The 15944-nt window shown below is 67.0% G+C and carries 12 protein-coding genes; 5 read left to right on the top strand and 7 right to left on the bottom strand.

Going from position 1 to position 15944, the window contains the following annotated elements; translation table 11 throughout:
• Window positions 1-90: 90 nt before the first annotated feature.
• From ACOCMH_RS16525 to ACOCMH_RS16515, 3 genes are all read right to left on the bottom strand, one after another.
• Entirely contained in the window at window positions 91-729 is a 639-nt protein-coding gene (locus ACOCMH_RS16525) for an MOSC domain-containing protein (protein ID WP_427312022.1), read from the bottom strand.
• Between the two features lie 151 nt (window positions 730-880).
• Entirely contained in the window at window positions 881-2053 is a 1173-nt protein-coding gene (locus ACOCMH_RS16520; RefSeq protein ID WP_427312020.1) for an MFS transporter, read from the bottom strand.
• A 219-nt stretch (window positions 2054-2272) separates the two neighbouring features.
• Window positions 2273-3298: a D-2-hydroxyacid dehydrogenase family protein gene (locus tag ACOCMH_RS16515; protein ID WP_427312018.1), complete on the bottom strand. Its 1026-nt coding sequence runs from the start codon at window positions 3296-3298 to the stop codon at window positions 2273-2275.
• A 555-nt stretch (window positions 3299-3853) separates the two neighbouring features.
• Between ACOCMH_RS16515 and ACOCMH_RS16510 the strand changes: the two genes are divergently transcribed.
• The gene (locus ACOCMH_RS16510) at window positions 3854-5710 is read left to right on the top strand and encodes a phosphoenolpyruvate carboxykinase (GTP) (RefSeq protein WP_427312016.1); all 1857 of its coding nucleotides are present in this window, start codon (window positions 3854-3856) and stop codon (window positions 5708-5710) included.
• Window positions 5711-5983: 273 nt separating this feature from the next.
• Here the strand turns inward: ACOCMH_RS16510 and ACOCMH_RS16505 are convergent, their stop codons facing one another.
• Window positions 5984-6670, bottom strand: a complete 687-nt coding sequence (locus ACOCMH_RS16505; RefSeq protein ID WP_427312014.1) for a response regulator — start codon at window positions 6668-6670, stop codon at window positions 5984-5986.
• A complete protein-coding gene (locus tag ACOCMH_RS16500; protein WP_427312012.1) occupies window positions 6667-8073 on the bottom strand; it encodes a cache domain-containing protein in 1407 nt (468 codons plus the stop codon). The genes ACOCMH_RS16505 and ACOCMH_RS16500 overlap by 4 nt, the downstream gene beginning before the upstream one ends.
• Window positions 8074-8479: 406 nt before the next feature.
• Here ACOCMH_RS16500 and ACOCMH_RS16495 point away from each other — a divergent pair, with 406 nt between their 5' ends.
• The 3 genes from ACOCMH_RS16495 (at window position 8480) to ACOCMH_RS16485 (ending at window position 11446) form a co-directional block, all read left to right on the top strand.
• Entirely contained in the window at window positions 8480-10552 is a 2073-nt protein-coding gene (locus tag ACOCMH_RS16495; RefSeq protein WP_427312010.1) for a carbon starvation CstA family protein, read from the top strand.
• A gap of 25 nt (window positions 10553-10577) precedes the next feature.
• Window positions 10578-10772 carry a YbdD/YjiX family protein gene (locus ACOCMH_RS16490; protein ID WP_012354346.1) on the top strand — a complete coding sequence of 65 codons (195 nt, stop codon included), beginning with the start codon at window positions 10578-10580 and terminating at the stop codon, window positions 10770-10772.
• A 224-nt stretch (window positions 10773-10996) separates the two neighbouring features.
• A complete protein-coding gene (locus ACOCMH_RS16485) occupies window positions 10997-11446 on the top strand; it encodes a hypothetical protein (RefSeq protein ID WP_427312007.1) in 450 nt (149 codons plus the stop codon).
• A gap of 262 nt (window positions 11447-11708) precedes the next feature.
• On the opposite strand, the gene ACOCMH_RS16480 is transcribed toward ACOCMH_RS16485, so the two are convergent.
• The gene (locus ACOCMH_RS16480) at window positions 11709-11999 is read right to left on the bottom strand and encodes a hypothetical protein (RefSeq protein WP_427312005.1); all 291 of its coding nucleotides are present in this window, start codon (window positions 11997-11999) and stop codon (window positions 11709-11711) included.
• 201 nt (window positions 12000-12200) lie between these two features.
• Between ACOCMH_RS16480 and ACOCMH_RS16475 the strand changes: the two genes are divergently transcribed.
• The gene (locus ACOCMH_RS16475; protein WP_427312003.1) at window positions 12201-13142 is read left to right on the top strand and encodes a LysR family transcriptional regulator; all 942 of its coding nucleotides are present in this window, start codon (window positions 12201-12203) and stop codon (window positions 13140-13142) included.
• 77 nt (window positions 13143-13219) lie between these two features.
• On the opposite strand, the gene ACOCMH_RS16470 is transcribed toward ACOCMH_RS16475, so the two are convergent.
• Entirely contained in the window at window positions 13220-15898 is a 2679-nt protein-coding gene (locus ACOCMH_RS16470; RefSeq protein ID WP_427312001.1) for a DNA topoisomerase III, read from the bottom strand.
• Between the last annotated feature and the right edge of the window lie 46 nt (window positions 15899-15944).

Genomic DNA, 15944 nt, shown 5'->3' with positions numbered 1-15944 from the left:
GTAATGCCCGGCGCCGGCAAACGCCGTCCGGGCCACAGGGGAGGCCGGAGAGATGTGTAGCGGGGCGCTTGTATGGTTAGACAAACATTATCAGAAAAGCTGCCGCCGGCCATCGCGGCGCCACTGATTTACGCTGTCGACCGACAATTCCCGTGGTCCGGCCTGCACAATCACGGCGTCGCCGGCGCGCACTTCGCCCTTGAGCACCACGCTGAGATAGACCCCGGAGTAGCCGCTCTGAACCATGTCGCGCACCGCATGGCGGTAGCCCAGCGCGGCGTTGAACTTGTAGCAGGGCTGGCGCGGCGCCTCCACGCGCAGCAGCGCGGTGCCGACCCGCACCAGGTCGCCGATCCATAGCGCGGATTCGAGCAGGCCCTCCAGCGTCAGGTTTTCGCCGATCGCGCCGTAGGGCAGCGGCGGCCCGGACTCGGGCTGGGCGCAGGCGCGGCGGCGGGCGTTCCACCAGGCGTAGTGCTCCGACGGATAAGCGTAGACCGCCTTGTCCAGGCCACCATGCACGGTCAGGTCGCCCTGCTCGTCGCCCGCCAGGCCCAACGGCTGCACCTGGACCCGCAGCGGGTGCAGCAGCGTGCTGACCGGATGCTTGCGGATGCCCGACAGCACCACCGCCTCGGTGCCCGCCCCTGCCACAACCAGCGGGATGGCCTTGCCCAGGCTGACCGCCAGCACACGCGCAAGGCCGGGCCAAGGTCTGGAATCGCTCACGTGCGCCCCCGCTTCGTGATGGTGGAAAGGGATGTGGATAAGCTGCGGATATCCCTGAGGATAACGGGGCGGATAAGGCTGTGGACAAGTGCTTGGTGCGGTGCCTCACAAGCAGCCGGGAACAGGGGACGGCGGGCGTTTCAGCGCGGCATCATACCTGCTGGGCCGCTTGCGGCGGCTGCCAGCGGCAACCCAGCAGGCGCGCCCGCTGCGACACCGCCAGCGCCGCCAGCATCAGCACCGCCGCGCCCCAGTGCAGCGTGTCAGGCCCGGCTAGGGTATAGATGGCCGCGCCCGCCATGGCGCCGGCGGCCTGGCCCAGGTAGATCGACGAGGAATTCAGCGAGATCGACACCGACGCCCGCTCCGGCGCCAGCAGCACCAGCCGCGCCTGCTGCGCGCTGTTGGTGGCAAAGCCGCCCACGCCCCACAGCATGAACAGCGCCACCAGCGCCACGCTGCCCAGTCCGGCCAGCGGCCACAGCACCATCGCCGTGATCGACGTCAGCAGGGTCACCTGCACGATCCGGCTGGGCGTGACCCGGTCCATGCGCGACGCCGCCATGGCGTTGCCGAACACGCCGCAGGCCCCATAGGCCAGGAACATCAGGCTGAGCGCGCCGCCGCTGATGCCGTAGACGTCGCGCATCAGCGGGGCGATATAGGTAAACAGGGTAAACATGCCCGCCGACGAGATCATGGTGGTCAGCACCACCAGCATCACCGGCTTGTGGCGCAGCACCGCGCCCCAGGCCTCACGCCCGGCCGGCGGCACCATCAGCCCGCGCGGCAGCGCACGCCAGACCGCCGCCGACACCAGCAGCGCCATCACGCCGACCAGCGCCATGCTGACACGCCAGCCCAGCGTGCTGGAAATCCACGTCCCCAGCGGCACGCCCACCACGCTGGCGATGCTCCAGCCCAGGAACACAAAGCTGATGGCCCGCCCGCGGGTCTGCGCATTGACCAGCAGCGGCAACGTGGCCGCGGTCTGCGGCGTATAGATGGCCGCGCCGATCGCGGTCAGGAAGCGGATCGCCATCAGCGCCGCAAACCCGGGCGCGAACGCCGCGGCCAGGTGCATCACCCCGTAGACCAGCAGCGAACCGGCCAGCAGCAGCCGGCGGTCGATGCGCGAGCCGAGCGTGGCGAACAGCGGCGCCCCGATGCAGGTGGCCAGCGCGAACACCGAGATCAGCTGCCCGGCACTGGCCGCGCCCAGCCCGAAATCGCCGGCAATGTCGTTCAACATGCCGGTAACGATCATCGCGCCGGTGCCGATGACGAAATTGCCGACGCAGAGCGTCACGAGCCTGGGATCCATGCCGGCCTTGGGAGGTGGGGAGGGCGCGGGGGCGCCTTGTCTTGTTCGCGACTGCCGCGGCCATTGCGGCCGGCGGTTAGGGAAGTCCCGAGTGTAGCGGCTTCGGGGAATTCGCGTTCGCTGGGGGATCGGCGCCAGCCGCAGGTAACGCCGCGTGAATGGGGTTCCCCTCTCCCGCGGGGGGAGAGAGGGGAGAAAACCCGCGGTAGCGGAAGCGCTTCAGCGCGTCAGCACCGGCGCCAGCGCCTTCGGGTTGACGATGCAGTCATGCTTGCCGTCCAGCACGTCCAGGATGTTCTGGAACGCCGTGCGGAAGTACAGCTCGTAGCTGTCGCGCTCCACATAGCCCAGGTGCGGCGTGCAGATGCAGTTTTCCATGCGCAGCAGCGCGTGGCCCTGCAGGATCGGCTCGGACTCGAACACATCGACCGCCGCCATGCCCGGGCGGCCCCGGTTCAGCGCGGCGACCAGGGCGTTTTCTTCCAGCAGTTCGGCGCGGCTGGTATTGACGAACAGCGCGGTCGGTTTCATCGCGGTCAGGTCGGCCTGCTTGACGATGCCGCGGGTGTCGTCGTTCAGGCGCAGGTGCAGCGACAGCACATCGCTGTCCGCAAACAGCTGTTCCTTCGAGTCCGCCACGTCCAGGCCATCGGCGCGCGCGCCCTCCAGCGATGCCTCGCGGCCCCATACCAGCACCTTCATGCCGAAGGCCCAGCCATAGCCGGCCAGCAGCCGGCCGATCTTGCCGTAGCCCCATATCCCCAGGGTCTGGCCGCGCAGCACCTGGCCCAGGCCGAAATTGGGCGGCATCGTGGTCGATTTCAGCCCCGACTGCTGCCACGCGCCATGCTTCAGGCTGGCCACGTACTGCGGAATGCGGCGCTGGGCGGCCATGATCAGCGCCCAGGTGAGCTCGGCCGGCGCCACCGGCGAGCCGACGCCTTCCAGCACTGCCACGCCGCGGTCGGTCGCCGCCTCCAGGTCGATATGGCTGCCCGGCCCGGCGCCAACCCGGCCGGTCTGGCTGATCAGCTTGAGCTTGGGCAGTTTTTCCAGCAGTTGGCGGGTGATGCGGGTGCGTTCGCGGATCAGCACCACGGCTTCCACGTCTGAAAGGCGCGCGGCCAGCTGGCCTACGCCCTTGACGGTGTTGTTGAACACCTTGACGTCGTGCCCTTCCAGCAGGCTGAAGCACGGCAGCTTGCGCACCGCATCCTGGTAATCGTCGAGTACGGCAATCTTCATCGGCAACCCTGGTTGTCTTCTGGACCTTGTGCCAGTTGGTGCGCGCGCCCACTGAGCCGCGCGCCAGCCAACAGTATTGTTGTGAAACGTTGCGAACCCCGCACCGGCGTGCCGCAACCCACGCTACGACCGGTGCAACACGCGCGCCGGCCCGCGCCGGCGATTGTTGCGCAGCAAAAAACAGGGGGGTGCGCCAGTGGTATCCTTGCCCGCTCCGGTGCCGCCGCGGATTGTCGGTCGAGCCTTGCTCCCGTCACGCGGCTGCCTCCGGACAAAGCCCGGCCGGCATGTGCAGGCCACCTTGCGCGGGCGAAGCGCCACTGTAGCGCAGCCGGCGCGACCGCCGCGACCTTTTGTACAAACCGGGCCGCCGCCAGTTGTAACGGGATGTGACGCCCTGGATGCGGCCGCAAAAGTGACGCCGCGGCAGTGCGATTCCCAGCCCCAAGCACGCATGTCGGCATACCGGCGGAATACGGAGGGTACCCGGCCCGCCGGCCAGGCTTTGCAAGGATTCCTTCCCTTCCTTCCCTTTACAAACCTGGAGTTTGCAGTATGAACCACCCCACGATGCAAGGTACGGCAGCGGTCAATGCGCCGGCCTGGGTCAAGCACCCCAAGCTGATTGCCTGGGTCGCGGAAGTCGCCGCGCTGACCAAGCCCGACAACATCTACTGGTGCGACGGCTCGCAGGAAGAATATGACCGGCTGTGCGAGCAGATGGTCGCCGCCGGCACCATGCAGCGGCTGAACCCGGCCAAGCGCAAGAACTCCTTCCTGGCCCTGTCGGACCCGTCGGATGTGGCGCGGGTCGAAGACCGTACCTTCATCTGCTCCGAGAAGCAGGAAGATGCCGGCCCGACCAACAACTGGACCCCGCCGGCCGAGATGCGCCAGACCCTGGCCGGCCTGTTCGACGGCTGCATGCGCGGCCGTACCCTGTACGTGGTGCCGTTCTCGATGGGGCCGCTGGGTTCGCCGATCGCCCATATCGGCGTGGAGCTGTCGGATTCGCCGTATGTGGCGGTCAACATGCGCATCATGACCCGCATGGGCAAGGCCGTGTATGAGGTGCTGGGCAGCGACGGCGCCTTCGTGCCGTGCGTGCACACGGTCGGCAAGCCGCTCGCCGCCGGCGAGAAAGACGTGGCGTGGCCGTGCAATCCCACCAAGTACATCGTGCATTTCCCGGAAACGCGCGAGATCTGGTCGTTCGGCTCGGGCTACGGCGGCAACGCCTTGCTGGGCAAGAAGTGCTTTGCGCTGCGTATTGCGTCGACCATGGGCCGCGACGAAGGCTGGCTCGCCGAACACATGCTGATCCTGGGCGTGACCTCGCCCGAGGGCAAGAAATACCATGTCGCCGCCGCCTTCCCGTCGGCCTGCGGCAAGACCAACTTCGCCATGCTGATCCCGCCCAAGGGCTTCGAGGGCTGGAAGGTCACCACCATCGGCGACGACATCGCCTGGATCAAGCCGGGCCAGGACGGCCGCCTGTACGCGATCAACCCGGAAGCCGGCTACTTCGGCGTGGCGCCGGGCACCAGCGAGAAGACCAACTACAACGCGATGGCGACGCTGAAGGAAAACGTCATCTTCACCAACGTCGCGCTGACCGACGACGGCGACGTCTGGTGGGAAGGCATGACCAAGGAGGCGCCCGCGCACCTGGTCGACTGGCAGGGCAAGGACTGGACCCCGGAGATCGCCAAGGCCACCGGCGCCAAGGCCGCGCACCCCAACGCGCGCTTCACCGCCCCCGCGTCGCAATGCCCGTCGATCGACGACAACTGGGACAACCCGGCCGGCGTACCCATTGATGCGTTCATCTTCGGCGGCCGCCGCTCGACCACCGTGCCGCTGGTGACCGAGGCGCGCAACTGGACCGAAGGCGTCTACATGGCCGCCACCATGGGCTCGGAAACCACTGCCGCGGCCGCCGGCCAGCAAGGCGTGGTGCGCCGCGACCCGTTCGCCATGCTGCCGTTCTGCGGCTACAACATGAGCGACTACTTCGGCCACTGGCTCGAACTTGGCAAGAAGCTCGAGGCCGCGGGCGCCACGCTGCCGAAGATCTACTGCGTCAACTGGTTCCGCAAGGACGCCGACGGCAATTTCGTGTGGCCGGGCTTTGGCGAGAACATGCGCGTGCTGTCGTGGATGATCGACCGCGTGCAAGGCAAGGGCCAGGGCGCCGAGCACGTGTTCGGCACCTCGCCGCGATACCAGGACCTGAACTGGAACGGCGTCGAGTTCTCGCCGGCGCAGTTCGAGCAGGTCACCTCGATCGATCGCGACGCGTGGCAGCAGGAGCTGGCGCTGCACGACGAGCTGTTCAGCAAGCTGCGGCAGCACCTGCCGCAGGCGCTGGTTGAAACGCGCGCGGCGCTGGGCAAGCGGCTGGAGGGGTGATCCCCGGCATCCGCGCCTGATCAAGCAACCGGCATCGCGCTGGTTTGCTCCCCTCTCCCGCCTGCGGGAGAGGGGCAGGGGGTGAGGGCAGGAGGATCAAAGGCTGAAGCCTGTGGGTTTAAACCGCTGGCTCCGCTTGATGGGGTTCCTTGCTAGACCACCCCTCACCCCGGCCCTCTCCCCATGAGGGGAGAGGGAGAACACCTTGCCTTGGCAAGTTCGGGCGGTTTTGGCGCACAGGAAACCGCTCTTTTCGTTTGCATGGTGCGGCCATCACCCGGCCTCGCTATCCCCCAGCGTCTCCACCGCATACTTCACCAGCCCCGCCCGCCCTTCAATCCCCAGCTTGCGCTTCAGATTGAGCCGATGGGTCTCGACGGTGCGCACCGACACCCCCAGCTGCGCCGCGATCTCCTTGTTGGCCAGGCCGCGCCCGATGCCGCGCAGGATATCGCGCTCGCGCGGCGTAAGCGCATCGAGCGGGCCGGCCGCCGGGCTTTGCTCGGCCATGCCGCGCGCGATGCGGGCGCTGTAGAACACGCGTCCGGCCAGCACCGAGCGGATCGCCGCGATCAGTTCGTCGGCCGGGGCATCCTTGAGCACATAGCCGCGCGCGCCCGCGCGCACGGCCTGGCGCACGTATTCCAGGTTGTCGTGCATCGACACGATCAGCACCGCCAGTTCCGGATAGCGGTCGTGCAGCGCCGCCGCCAGCGCAATCCCGCCCATGCCGCGCATGCCGATATCGGTGATCACCAGGTCCGGCATGTCGGCCGCGCCGGCGCGGTCCAGCCACGCCAGCGCGGCTTCGCCGTCATCGGCTTCGCCCACCACGCGCAGCCCCGGCTGCAGCGCCAGGTGCATGCGCATGCCATCGCGCACCAGCGCGTGGTCGTCGATCAGCAGCACGCGGGCGAGGGCTTCGTGGTCTTCGATATCTTGGGCAAGAAACTGGATCATGACTGCGAGGGTCCTGCGGAAATGGCGTCGCGCGCGACGGCGGCGGCGCTGGCCAGCGGCAGCGAGGCGATGATCTGGGTACCGCCCGTGCCGGAAAGGATGTCGAACTGCCCGCACAGCGCGGCGATGCGCTCGCGCAGGTTGCGCAGGCCAATGCCGCGCTGCGGGTCGGCCTGCATGCGCGCGACATCGAAGCCGTGGCCGTCGTCGCGCACGGCCAGGCGCGTGGCATCGGCGTCGAACGCCAGCGACACCGCGACGCGCCGGGCCCCGGCATGGCGCTCCACGTTGGTCAGCGCTTCCTGGGCGATGCGGAACAGCGCGGTGGCCTGCTCGTCGGGCAGTTCGCGCGGGGTGCCGCTTTGCGTCACCGCGATCTCGAGTCCGCTGCCGCCCTGCATCTCGCGCGCCAGGTGCTGCAGCGCGGCGAACAGGCCGAGGTCATCGAGCAGGGCCGGGCGCAGGTTGCGCGCCACGCGCCGCACTTCGTTGAACACGGTGTCGAGCCGGTTCAGCGCCATGCCAAGCACCGGCGCCACCGCCGCACCTTCGGCCGGGGCCAGCCGCAGCCGGTTGGCGGCGGTCTCCAGCACCAGCTTGACCGACACCAGCAACTGGCTGATGCCGTCGTGCAGCTCGCGCGACAGCCGCGCGCGCTCGTCTTCCTGCGACTGCACCACGCGCTGCGCGAGCTGGCGCAGCTTGGCGTCGGCCTCGCGGTGCTCGCTGATATTGAGCGCCAGGCCGCTGGCCGCCACCAGCAGGATGCTGATGCCGGCGATCACGCCGATCCATGCCATGGTCTCGCGGATATCGGTCTCGGCGCGGGCGTCGAGCTGGCGCAGCGTGCTTTCGACATCATCCAGGTAGATGCCGGTGCCGAACATCCAGCCCCATTCCGGCACCGCCACCACATAGCCCAGCTTGGGCGCCAGCTGCTGCGACGAGGGCTTGCGCCACTGGTAGCGCACCGCGCCGCCGCCGCCCTTGGCCGCGGCGATCAGTTGCTGGATAGTGGGCGCGCCCTGCGGGTCGCGCAGCGACCACAAATCCTGCCCGACCAGCTCGGGCTGGCGCGGATGCATCAGGTTGCGGCCCTGCAGGTCGTACAGGAAAAAGTAGCCGTCGGGGCCGTAGTCCAGCCGCGCCAGCGCTTCCATCGCCGCTTCGCGCGTGGCGGCGTCGCTGCGCCCGGAGCGCACCAGCGGCGCGATCGCACTCTGCGCCAGCTCCACGTAATGGCGCAGCTCGGTCTCCTTGCTCTGCAGGTAGGCGGCTTCGACCAGCGCGCGCTCGTGCTGCGCGAGCTGGGTGGCCTGGAAGCGCACGGCAAGCGCGATGCCGAGCATCGCCACCGCAAGCGGCGCCACGGCGAGCAAGAGGATCTTCTGGCGGAGTTTCATACAAGACCGGGGGATCGGGGGTAAACACCGATGCCGCGCAGGCGGCATGCCACCGTCGACTTGCGTAGTACTACGCAGAAGTGCTGCGTAGTTACGCGCTTGTGCGGGGTTTGGCGGCTGTCAATACTACACGCCGGACGCGCGAGCTGCCCCAACATGCGGCGCGGGTCCACGCAGCTGGTGCACGGCCTACCCGGTTGGTGCATCGCCTGCCTGCCAGACGAGATCCGGAAACGACACGAACCGGGCGCGCAGCAGCCTCAATTCCAGCAGCCCAGGAGACCCCTCACCGCCGGATTGCCCACGCTGCCCGCCCCGGCGCGCCCGCCGCCGACCCGCCCGTTGCCAGTTGCCAGTCCTTCGCCGCCGCAGGCTTTACAAATTCCGGTCTGAGGAGACCTTCACTATGAATCGCATCGGAGAACACCTGGTGTGGCTGGCCGTCGCCATCCTTGGCGCGTTTGCCTTCGGCACTGTCGCGCTGGCGCGCGGCGAAGCCGTCAGCGCGCTGTGGATCGTGGTTGCCGCGCTCTGCATCTACCTGATCGCCTATCGGTACTACAGCCGCTTTATCGCCGACAAGGTGATGCAGCTCGACCCGAAACGCATGACCCCGGCCTGGCGCCACAACGACGGCCTGGACTACGTGCCGACCAACAAGGCGGTGCTGTTCGGCCATCATTTCGCCGCGATCGCCGGGGCCGGCCCGCTGGTCGGCCCGGTGCTCGCCGCGCAGATGGGCTATATGCCCGGCATGCTGTGGCTGCTGGCCGGCGTGGTGTTCGCCGGCGCGGTGCAGGACTTCATGATCCTGTTCATCTCCACGCGCCGCGACGGCCGCTCGCTGGGCGACCTGGTCAAGTCCGAGATGGGCACGGTGCCGGGCATGATCGCGCTGTTCGGCTGCTTCATGATCATGATCATCATCCTGGCGGTGCTGGCGCTGATCGTGGTGAAGGCGCTGGCGGACTCGCCGTGGGGCACCTTTACCGTGGCGGTGACGATCCCGATCGCGCTGTTCATGGGCGTCTACACCCGCTACATCCGCCCGGGCCGCATCGGCGAGGTGTCGGTGATCGGCTTCGTGCTGCTGATGCTGGCCATCCTCGGCGGCCAGTACGTGCATGAAAGCGCCGTGCTGGCGCCGCTGTTCACCTACGACGGCAAGGCGCTGACCTGGATGCTGATCATCTACGGCTTTATCGCCGCCGTGCTGCCGGTGTGGCTGCTGCTGGCCCCGCGCGACTACCTGTCGACCTTCCTGAAGATCGGCACCATCATCGCGCTGGCCATCGGCATCCTGATCGTCGCGCCGGAGCTGAAGATGCCGGCCTTCACCCAGTTCGCGGCGGGCGGCGGGCCGGTGTGGTCGGGCAACCTGTTCCCGTTCCTGTTCATCACCATCGCCTGCGGCGCGGTGTCGGGCTTCCACGCGCTGATCTCGTCGGGCACCACGCCCAAGCTGCTGGAGAACGAGACCCACGCACGCTTCATCGGCTACGGCGCGATGCTGGCCGAGTCCTTCGTCGCCATCATGGCGCTGGTCGCCGCGGCGGTGATCGAACCCGGCGTGTACTTCGCCATGAACAGCCCGGCGGCCGTGATCGGCACCTCGCCGGAGGCCGTGGCGCAGGCGGTGTCGACCTGGGGCTTCGTCATCACGCCTGACGTGCTGATCCAGACCGCCAAGGACGTTGGCGAGAACACCATCATCTCGCGCGCCGGCGGTGCGCCGACGCTGGCCGTGGGCATCGCCCACATCCTGCACCAGGTGGTCGGCGGCCAGGCCATGATGGCGTTCTGGTACCACTTCGCCATCCTGTTCGAGGCACTCTTCATCCTGACCGCCGTCGACGCGGGCACCCGCGCCGGCCGCTTCATGCTGCAGGACCTGCTGGGCAGCTTCGTGCCGTCGCTCAAGCGCACCGACTCGCTGCCGGCCAACCTGATCGCCACCGCGCTGACCGTGGCGGCGTGGGGCTACTTCCTGTACCAGGGCGTGGTCGATCCGCTCGGCGGCATCAACACGCTGTGGCCGCTGTTTGGCATCTCCAACCAGATGCTGGCCGCGGTGGCGCTGGTGCTGGGCACCTGCGTGTTGGTGAAGATGAAGCGCGGCCAGTACGCCTGGGTCACGCTGGTACCCACGGTCTGGCTGCTGATCTGCACGCTGACCGCCGGCTGGCAGAAGCTGTTCCATGCCGACGCGAAGGTCAGCTTCCTGACCCACGCCGCCAAGTTCAGCGCCGCCATCGCCGAGGGCAAGGTGCTGGCCCCGGCCAAGTCGATGGAGCAGATGCACCGCATCGTCTTCAACGACTACCTGGATGCCGGCCTGTGCGCGCTGTTCATGGTGGTGGTGCTGTCCATCGTGTTCTACGGCTTCAAGACCGCGATGCAGGCACGCGCCGTGAACCGCCCGACCGACAAGGAAACGCCGTTCGAGCCCCTGCCGGGCGCCGCTTCGGCCCAGTCCTGATCCATACATCGACAAGGAGCCCGCCATGCTGGAACAACTTGGCACCATGGGCCGGTACCTGGGGCAGTCGCTGCGGCTGATGGTCGGGCTGCCTGACTACCAGACCTATGTGGCGCATATGGAAAGCACGCATCCCGACCGTGCGCCGATGAGCTACGAGGAGTTTTTCCGCGAGCGCCAGGAAGCCCGCTACGGCGGCGGCCAGGGAAAGTGTTGCTAGAGGCACGGTAGCCATCGACGCCGGACCTATCCTCCGGCAAACAATGCAGACAGGCGATCACATGATCGCCTGTCTTTCTATTAAGTGTTGTATTTTTACCGCGCCTTTGTAATCGCCGGATACCGTTTCTCGAGGGGGTTACAGGGCTTTACAGGTGGTTACAGCAACGGCGCGGCTCCTTATCTACACTTGCGACACATCATGGCAATTAGAGGAAAAAAGATATGACTCGCCATCCCGTTCGCAACCTGACCGTTGCCCTTGCCCTGGCGGCCTGCGCGCTGCCGGCCGTCGCGGGCGACATGAACAATGCCCTCGGTGGCGCCCTCGGCGGCGTCGCCGGTGCCGCAGTCGGCGGCGCGCTGGGCGGCAGCACCGGCGCTGTGATCGGCGGGGCGGTGGGCGGCGGCGCCGGTGGCGCGGTCACCTCCAACCGCCGCGAGCGCACTGGCGCCATCATCGGCGGCGCGCTCGGCGGCGGGGCCGGCACCGCGGCGGGCAACGCCATGGGCGGGCGCACCGGTGGCCTGATCGGCGCCGGCCTCGGCGGCGGCGCCGGCGCGGCGCTGGGTGGCAACGTCTCGCGCAGCAATTCGTACGACGACGACCGCCGCTACTACAAGAGCAATTACAAGCGCAAGAAGCACAAGCACCACCACCACTACGACGATTAAGTCGCAGCGGGGTCAGCAAAACGGGCCGTCATGGCCCGTTTTTCTTTGCGCCGGCAGCGGCCGCGTGCCGTTTTGCTTTGCGGCGTCTGGCATAATCAGTTGCAGTTTGGCCCCGACGCACCGGCGCCAGAAACAAAGAAGCCCGCTACCGGAACCGGTGCGGGCTTCTTCTCCAATAAAGCGGGAGAGGCGCGAGGGCGCTCTCCTAAAGACCTGTGGAGACCAGGTGCAAGCGGGCCGACCGCGCCAGCGCTGGCTTGGCTTAGAGCGGTGCGCGATCGGTGGTGGTGTCGTACTTCGCGCCTTCCGAGAAGGTGTCGAACTTGCCGGTGCGCGCGCCGTCGGTGAAGGTATCGAACTTGCCGGCCTTGGCACCGTCCGTGTACGGGTCAAACTTGCCGGCACGCGCGCCGTCGGCATAGACGTCGAAGCTGGCCACCTTGGCGCCGTCGGTGTAGACGTCGAACTTGCCGCTCTTGGCGAAGGCGGGGGCGGCCGACAGGGCGGCAGCAACGGTGGCGACAGCGATCAGGGCGTAACGGTTGGTTTTCATGATTCGGGCCTTTCTTGTAGCGTGGATGCCTGATCCGGCACCTTCAGGCGAAGGGCATGTTGCATTGCGGCATCCGATGGCTAGATATTAGGCATTTCCCTCATATCAATAAATATCAGGATCCACAATGATTAGTTTTGATTCGAACAATAAAATAGGCTGATTGCGTAAGAATTCAGCAGAGAATCGGGAGACTATGTCATGGATCGCCTGCAGTCGATGCGTGTGTTTTCCAAAGTGGTGGAGCTCGGCAGCTTCGCGCGTGCAGCGCAGCAGCTGGAAATGTCCAACGCCGTGGTCACCCGCTACGTGGCCGACCTGGAAAGCCATCTCGGCACGCGCCTGCTCAACCGCACCACCCGCAGCCTGTCGCTGACCGATGCCGGCGAGACCTACCTGCAACGCTGCCAGCAGATCCTGGAAGACGTGGAGGAAGCCGAAAGCGTGGTCACGGCCCGCAGCCAGTCGCTGTCCGGCACGCTGCGGCTGGTGACGCCGGTCATGTTCGGCCTGCACCTGCTGCCAGGCCTGCTGTCGCGTTTCCAGCAGCTTTACCCGGAGGTGGTGTTCGACGTGATCCTGTCGGACCGCAATGTCGATATCGTAGAAGAAGGCCGCGACGTGGCCGTGATGCTGTCGGACCTGGGGCTGGGCTCGCACCTGGTCGCGCGCCCGCTGATTTCGGCCGAGGTGATCTTGTGCGCGTCGCCCGGCTATGTCGCCGCGCATGCGCCGATCCGCCATGCCCACGAACTGAGCCACCATCGCTGCATCGCCATGCGCTTGCCCAGCGCCGAGCATGAATGGACGCTGCTGGGCCCCGAAGGCGAGCTCACCGTGCCGATCCGCCCGGGGCTGCTGTGCAGCAACGCCGAACTGGCGCACCAGGCCGCACTGGCCGACATGGGCGTGGCCATGCTCTCGTCTTACCTGGCCCGGCCCAATATCGAATCGGGCCGGCTGGTGCACGTGCTGCCGCAATACCAGTTGCCCCGGCGCGATGTCAGCGTGGTCTATCCCAGCCGCAAGTTCCTGCCCACCAAAGTGCGTGCCTTTATCGACTTCCTGCTGGAAGAAGGGCAGGTGCGGGACAAGGAGGCGCACCCTGTCGCCAGCCTGGGCGCCCACGCCTTGCGAACCTGAACGGCAGCGCGCCGCTTGCGCAGCGTAGACAGCAAAACGCCCGGCAATGCCGGGCGTTTTGCCATGGGCGGCTGCGCTTACTCGCCGGCCGCGGCCGCGCGCGTCTTCTTCGCCGCGGGGGTCTTGGCGGGCGCCTTCTTTGCGGCGGCCTTCTTCGCCGGCGCCTTGGCGGCGACGGTCTTGGCCGCGGTCTTGGCGGCCGTCTTCGTCGCGGGCGCCGCTTCGGCCTCGGCCGTGCCGCGCGATGCCGCCTTGGCCGGGGCCTTGGCGGCCGTCTTGGCGCCGGCCTTGGGCTCGCGCACCTCAAACTCGAAGCCGATCTTGCCGTCCGGCTGCTTGACCAGGAAGGCCTTGAAATTGCGGCCCGTGCGCGACGACTTGAAGCCGGTCAGCAGGTCGGTCTTGCCTTCGTTGAGCAGCTTGCCGATCTGCTCGCGGCTGATTTCCTGCTGCAGGATGATCTTGCCGGTGGTGAAGTCGCAGCTCTTCGGGCTGGTCGTGCTGTTTTCGCAGACATACTTCATGCCGTGCTCGAACACCGAGCCGCCGCACTTCGGGCAGGTTCCCACCGGCTGCTGGCCGCTGAAGTCGACCGGCTCGCCGTCGTTGTCGTCGTCATTCTGGCCAAAGTCGAATTCCATCTTGTAATGGCCTTCGTCGTCCTTGCCCAGCTTGAGGATGGCGGCGAACGGGCGGCCCATCTTGCTGCGGAAACCCTGCAGCGGCCCGATCTCTTTCTTCAGCAGCAGTTCTTCAACTTCCTCGATCTCGAACTGGCGGCCACCCGGGATCTTGCTGATCGAGAATTCACACGCAGTGCAGGCAAAGCGGCGGTAGTTCTCCTTGACCTGACCGCCGCACTGCGGGCACGGCGTGTCCAGCGTGGCGTAGTCGCCGGGAATGGTGTCGCTGTCGTATTCCTTGGCGCGCTTGACGATCTGCTGCGTCATCTGCGCAATCTCGCGCATGAATTCATCGCGCTTGAGGCGCCCGCGCTCGATCTGCGAAAGCTTGTGCTCCCATTCGCCGGTCAGTTCGGCCTGCGTCAGTTCCTGCACGCCCAGGCCGCGCAGCAGCGTCATCAGCTGGAACGCCTTGGCGGTGGGTATCAGTTCGCGGCCTTCGCGCACCAGGTACTTTTCGGTCAGCAGCCCTTCGATGATCGCCGCGCGCGTGGCCGGCGTGCCCAGGCCCTTGCCGGCCATGGCTTCGCGCAGCGCGTCGTCATCGACCAGCTTGCCGGCGCCTTCCATCGCCGACAGCAGCGTGGCTTCGTTGTAGCGGGCGGGCGGCTTGGTGGTCAGGCCGACGCCTTCGACCTTGTCGGTCTTGACCTTCTCGTCCTTGGCCACCGGCACCAGGTTGGCAGCGTCCTTGTCGCCTTGCGCCTCGCGGCCGTAAATTACCAGCCAGCCCGGGTTGACCAGCACCTTGCCTTCGGTCTTGAAGTGGTGACCGGCGACTTCGGTGATGCGGGTCGTGACCTGGAACTCGGCCGCCGGGAAGAACACCGCCAGGAAGCGGCGCACCACCAGGTCGTACAGCTTCTGCTCCGGCTCGGACAGGTTCTTGGGCGCCTGCAGCGTCGGGATGATGGCGAAGTGGTCGCTGATCTTGCTGTTGTCGAAGATCTTCTTGTTCGGCTTGACCCAGCCCTGCGCCAGGATCTTCTTGGCGTGCGGCAGGTAGTTGGGCGAGCTGTCGGCCAGCATGTCCATGGTCTGCTTGACCGTGTCCAGGTAGTCCTCGGGCAGCGCGCGCGCATCGGTACGCGGGTAGGTCAGGACCTTGTGCTTTTCATACAGGGCCTGCGCCAGGCCCAGCGTGTTCTTGGCCGAGAAGCCGAAGCGCGAGTTGGCCTCGCGCTGCAGCGTGGTCAGGTCGAACAGCGCCGGCGACTGCTGCGTCGACGGCTTGGATTCCTCGGTGACGGTGCCGGACTTGTCGCGGCAGGCGGCAACGATGCTCTTGGCCTCGGCCTCGCTCCACAGCCGCGACTCGCGCGCCTCGGGATCGAACTCGCTCTTCTTGAACTTGGGGTCGAACCAGCGGCCTTCATACAGGCCGGCGGCGGCGATGAACTCGGCGCGCACCTCCCAGTAGTCGCGCGGCACGAAGTGCTTGATCTTCTCTTCGCGCTCCACCACGATCGACAGCGTCGGGGTCTGCACGCGGCCCACGGTGGTCAGGAAGAAGCCGCCGCCCTTGCTGTTGAAGGCGGTCATGGCACGCGTGCCGTTGATGCCGACCAGCCAGTCGGCCTCGGAGCGGCAGCGCGCGGCGTCGGCCAGCGGCAGCATGTCTTCGTCTTCGCGCAGCGCGGCAAAGCCGTCGCGGATCGCCTGCTGCGTCATCGATTGCAGCCACAGCCGGCGCACCGGCTGCCTGGCCTTGGCCTGCTGCGCGATCAGGCGGAAGATCAGTTCCCCTTCGCGCCCCGCGTCGCAGGCGTTGATCAGCGCGGTGACGTCCTTGCGCTTGATCAGCCGGTTCAGCACCTTCAGGCGCGACTCGGTCTTGGGGATGGGGCGCAGGTCAAAATGCGGCGGGATCACCGGCAGGTTGGCGAAGCTCCACTTGCCGCGCTTGACCTCATATTCGTCCGGCGCGGCGATCTCGACCAGGTGGCCGACGGCAGAGGACAGCACGTAATCGTCGCTCTCGAAATACTCGTCGTGCTTGGTAAACCCCCCGAGGGCACGGGCGATATCCGCCGCGACCGACGGTTTTTCCGCGATGATGAGGGCTTTTGACATGGGAAGGGTCCTTGCGAGCTGCTTCTGGCAACCCGCTAATTGCACT

This window comes from Cupriavidus sp. H39 (assembly GCF_050271075.1).
GTDB classification, from domain to species: domain Bacteria; phylum Pseudomonadota; class Gammaproteobacteria; order Burkholderiales; family Burkholderiaceae; genus Cupriavidus; species Cupriavidus necator_B.
Note: the sequence above shows the minus strand (reverse complement) of the source record. Positions and strands in the feature narration are given on the sequence as shown.

Coding starts and splice junctions, on each gene's coding strand:
- ACOCMH_RS16490 (WP_012354346.1), top strand. CDS start 10,578: ATGCTGGAACAACTTGGCACCATGGGCCGGTACCTGGGGCAGTCGCTG.
- ACOCMH_RS16485 (WP_427312007.1), top strand. CDS start 10,997: ATGACTCGCCATCCCGTTCGCAACCTGACCGTTGCCCTTGCCCTGGCG.
- ACOCMH_RS16470 (WP_427312001.1), bottom strand. CDS start 15,898: ATGTCAAAAGCCCTCATCATCGCGGAAAAACCGTCGGTCGCGGCGGAT.
- ACOCMH_RS16505 (WP_427312014.1), bottom strand. CDS start 6,670: ATGATCCAGTTTCTTGCCCAAGATATCGAAGACCACGAAGCCCTCGCC.
- ACOCMH_RS16475 (WP_427312003.1), top strand. CDS start 12,201: ATGGATCGCCTGCAGTCGATGCGTGTGTTTTCCAAAGTGGTGGAGCTC.
- ACOCMH_RS16500 (WP_427312012.1), bottom strand. CDS start 8,073: ATGAAACTCCGCCAGAAGATCCTCTTGCTCGCCGTGGCGCCGCTTGCG.
- ACOCMH_RS16480 (WP_427312005.1), bottom strand. CDS start 11,999: ATGAAAACCAACCGTTACGCCCTGATCGCTGTCGCCACCGTTGCTGCC.
- ACOCMH_RS16520 (WP_427312020.1), bottom strand. CDS start 2,053: ATGGATCCCAGGCTCGTGACGCTCTGCGTCGGCAATTTCGTCATCGGC.
- ACOCMH_RS16510 (WP_427312016.1), top strand. CDS start 3,854: ATGAACCACCCCACGATGCAAGGTACGGCAGCGGTCAATGCGCCGGCC.
- ACOCMH_RS16515 (WP_427312018.1), bottom strand. CDS start 3,298: ATGAAGATTGCCGTACTCGACGATTACCAGGATGCGGTGCGCAAGCTG.
- ACOCMH_RS16495 (WP_427312010.1), top strand. CDS start 8,480: ATGAATCGCATCGGAGAACACCTGGTGTGGCTGGCCGTCGCCATCCTT.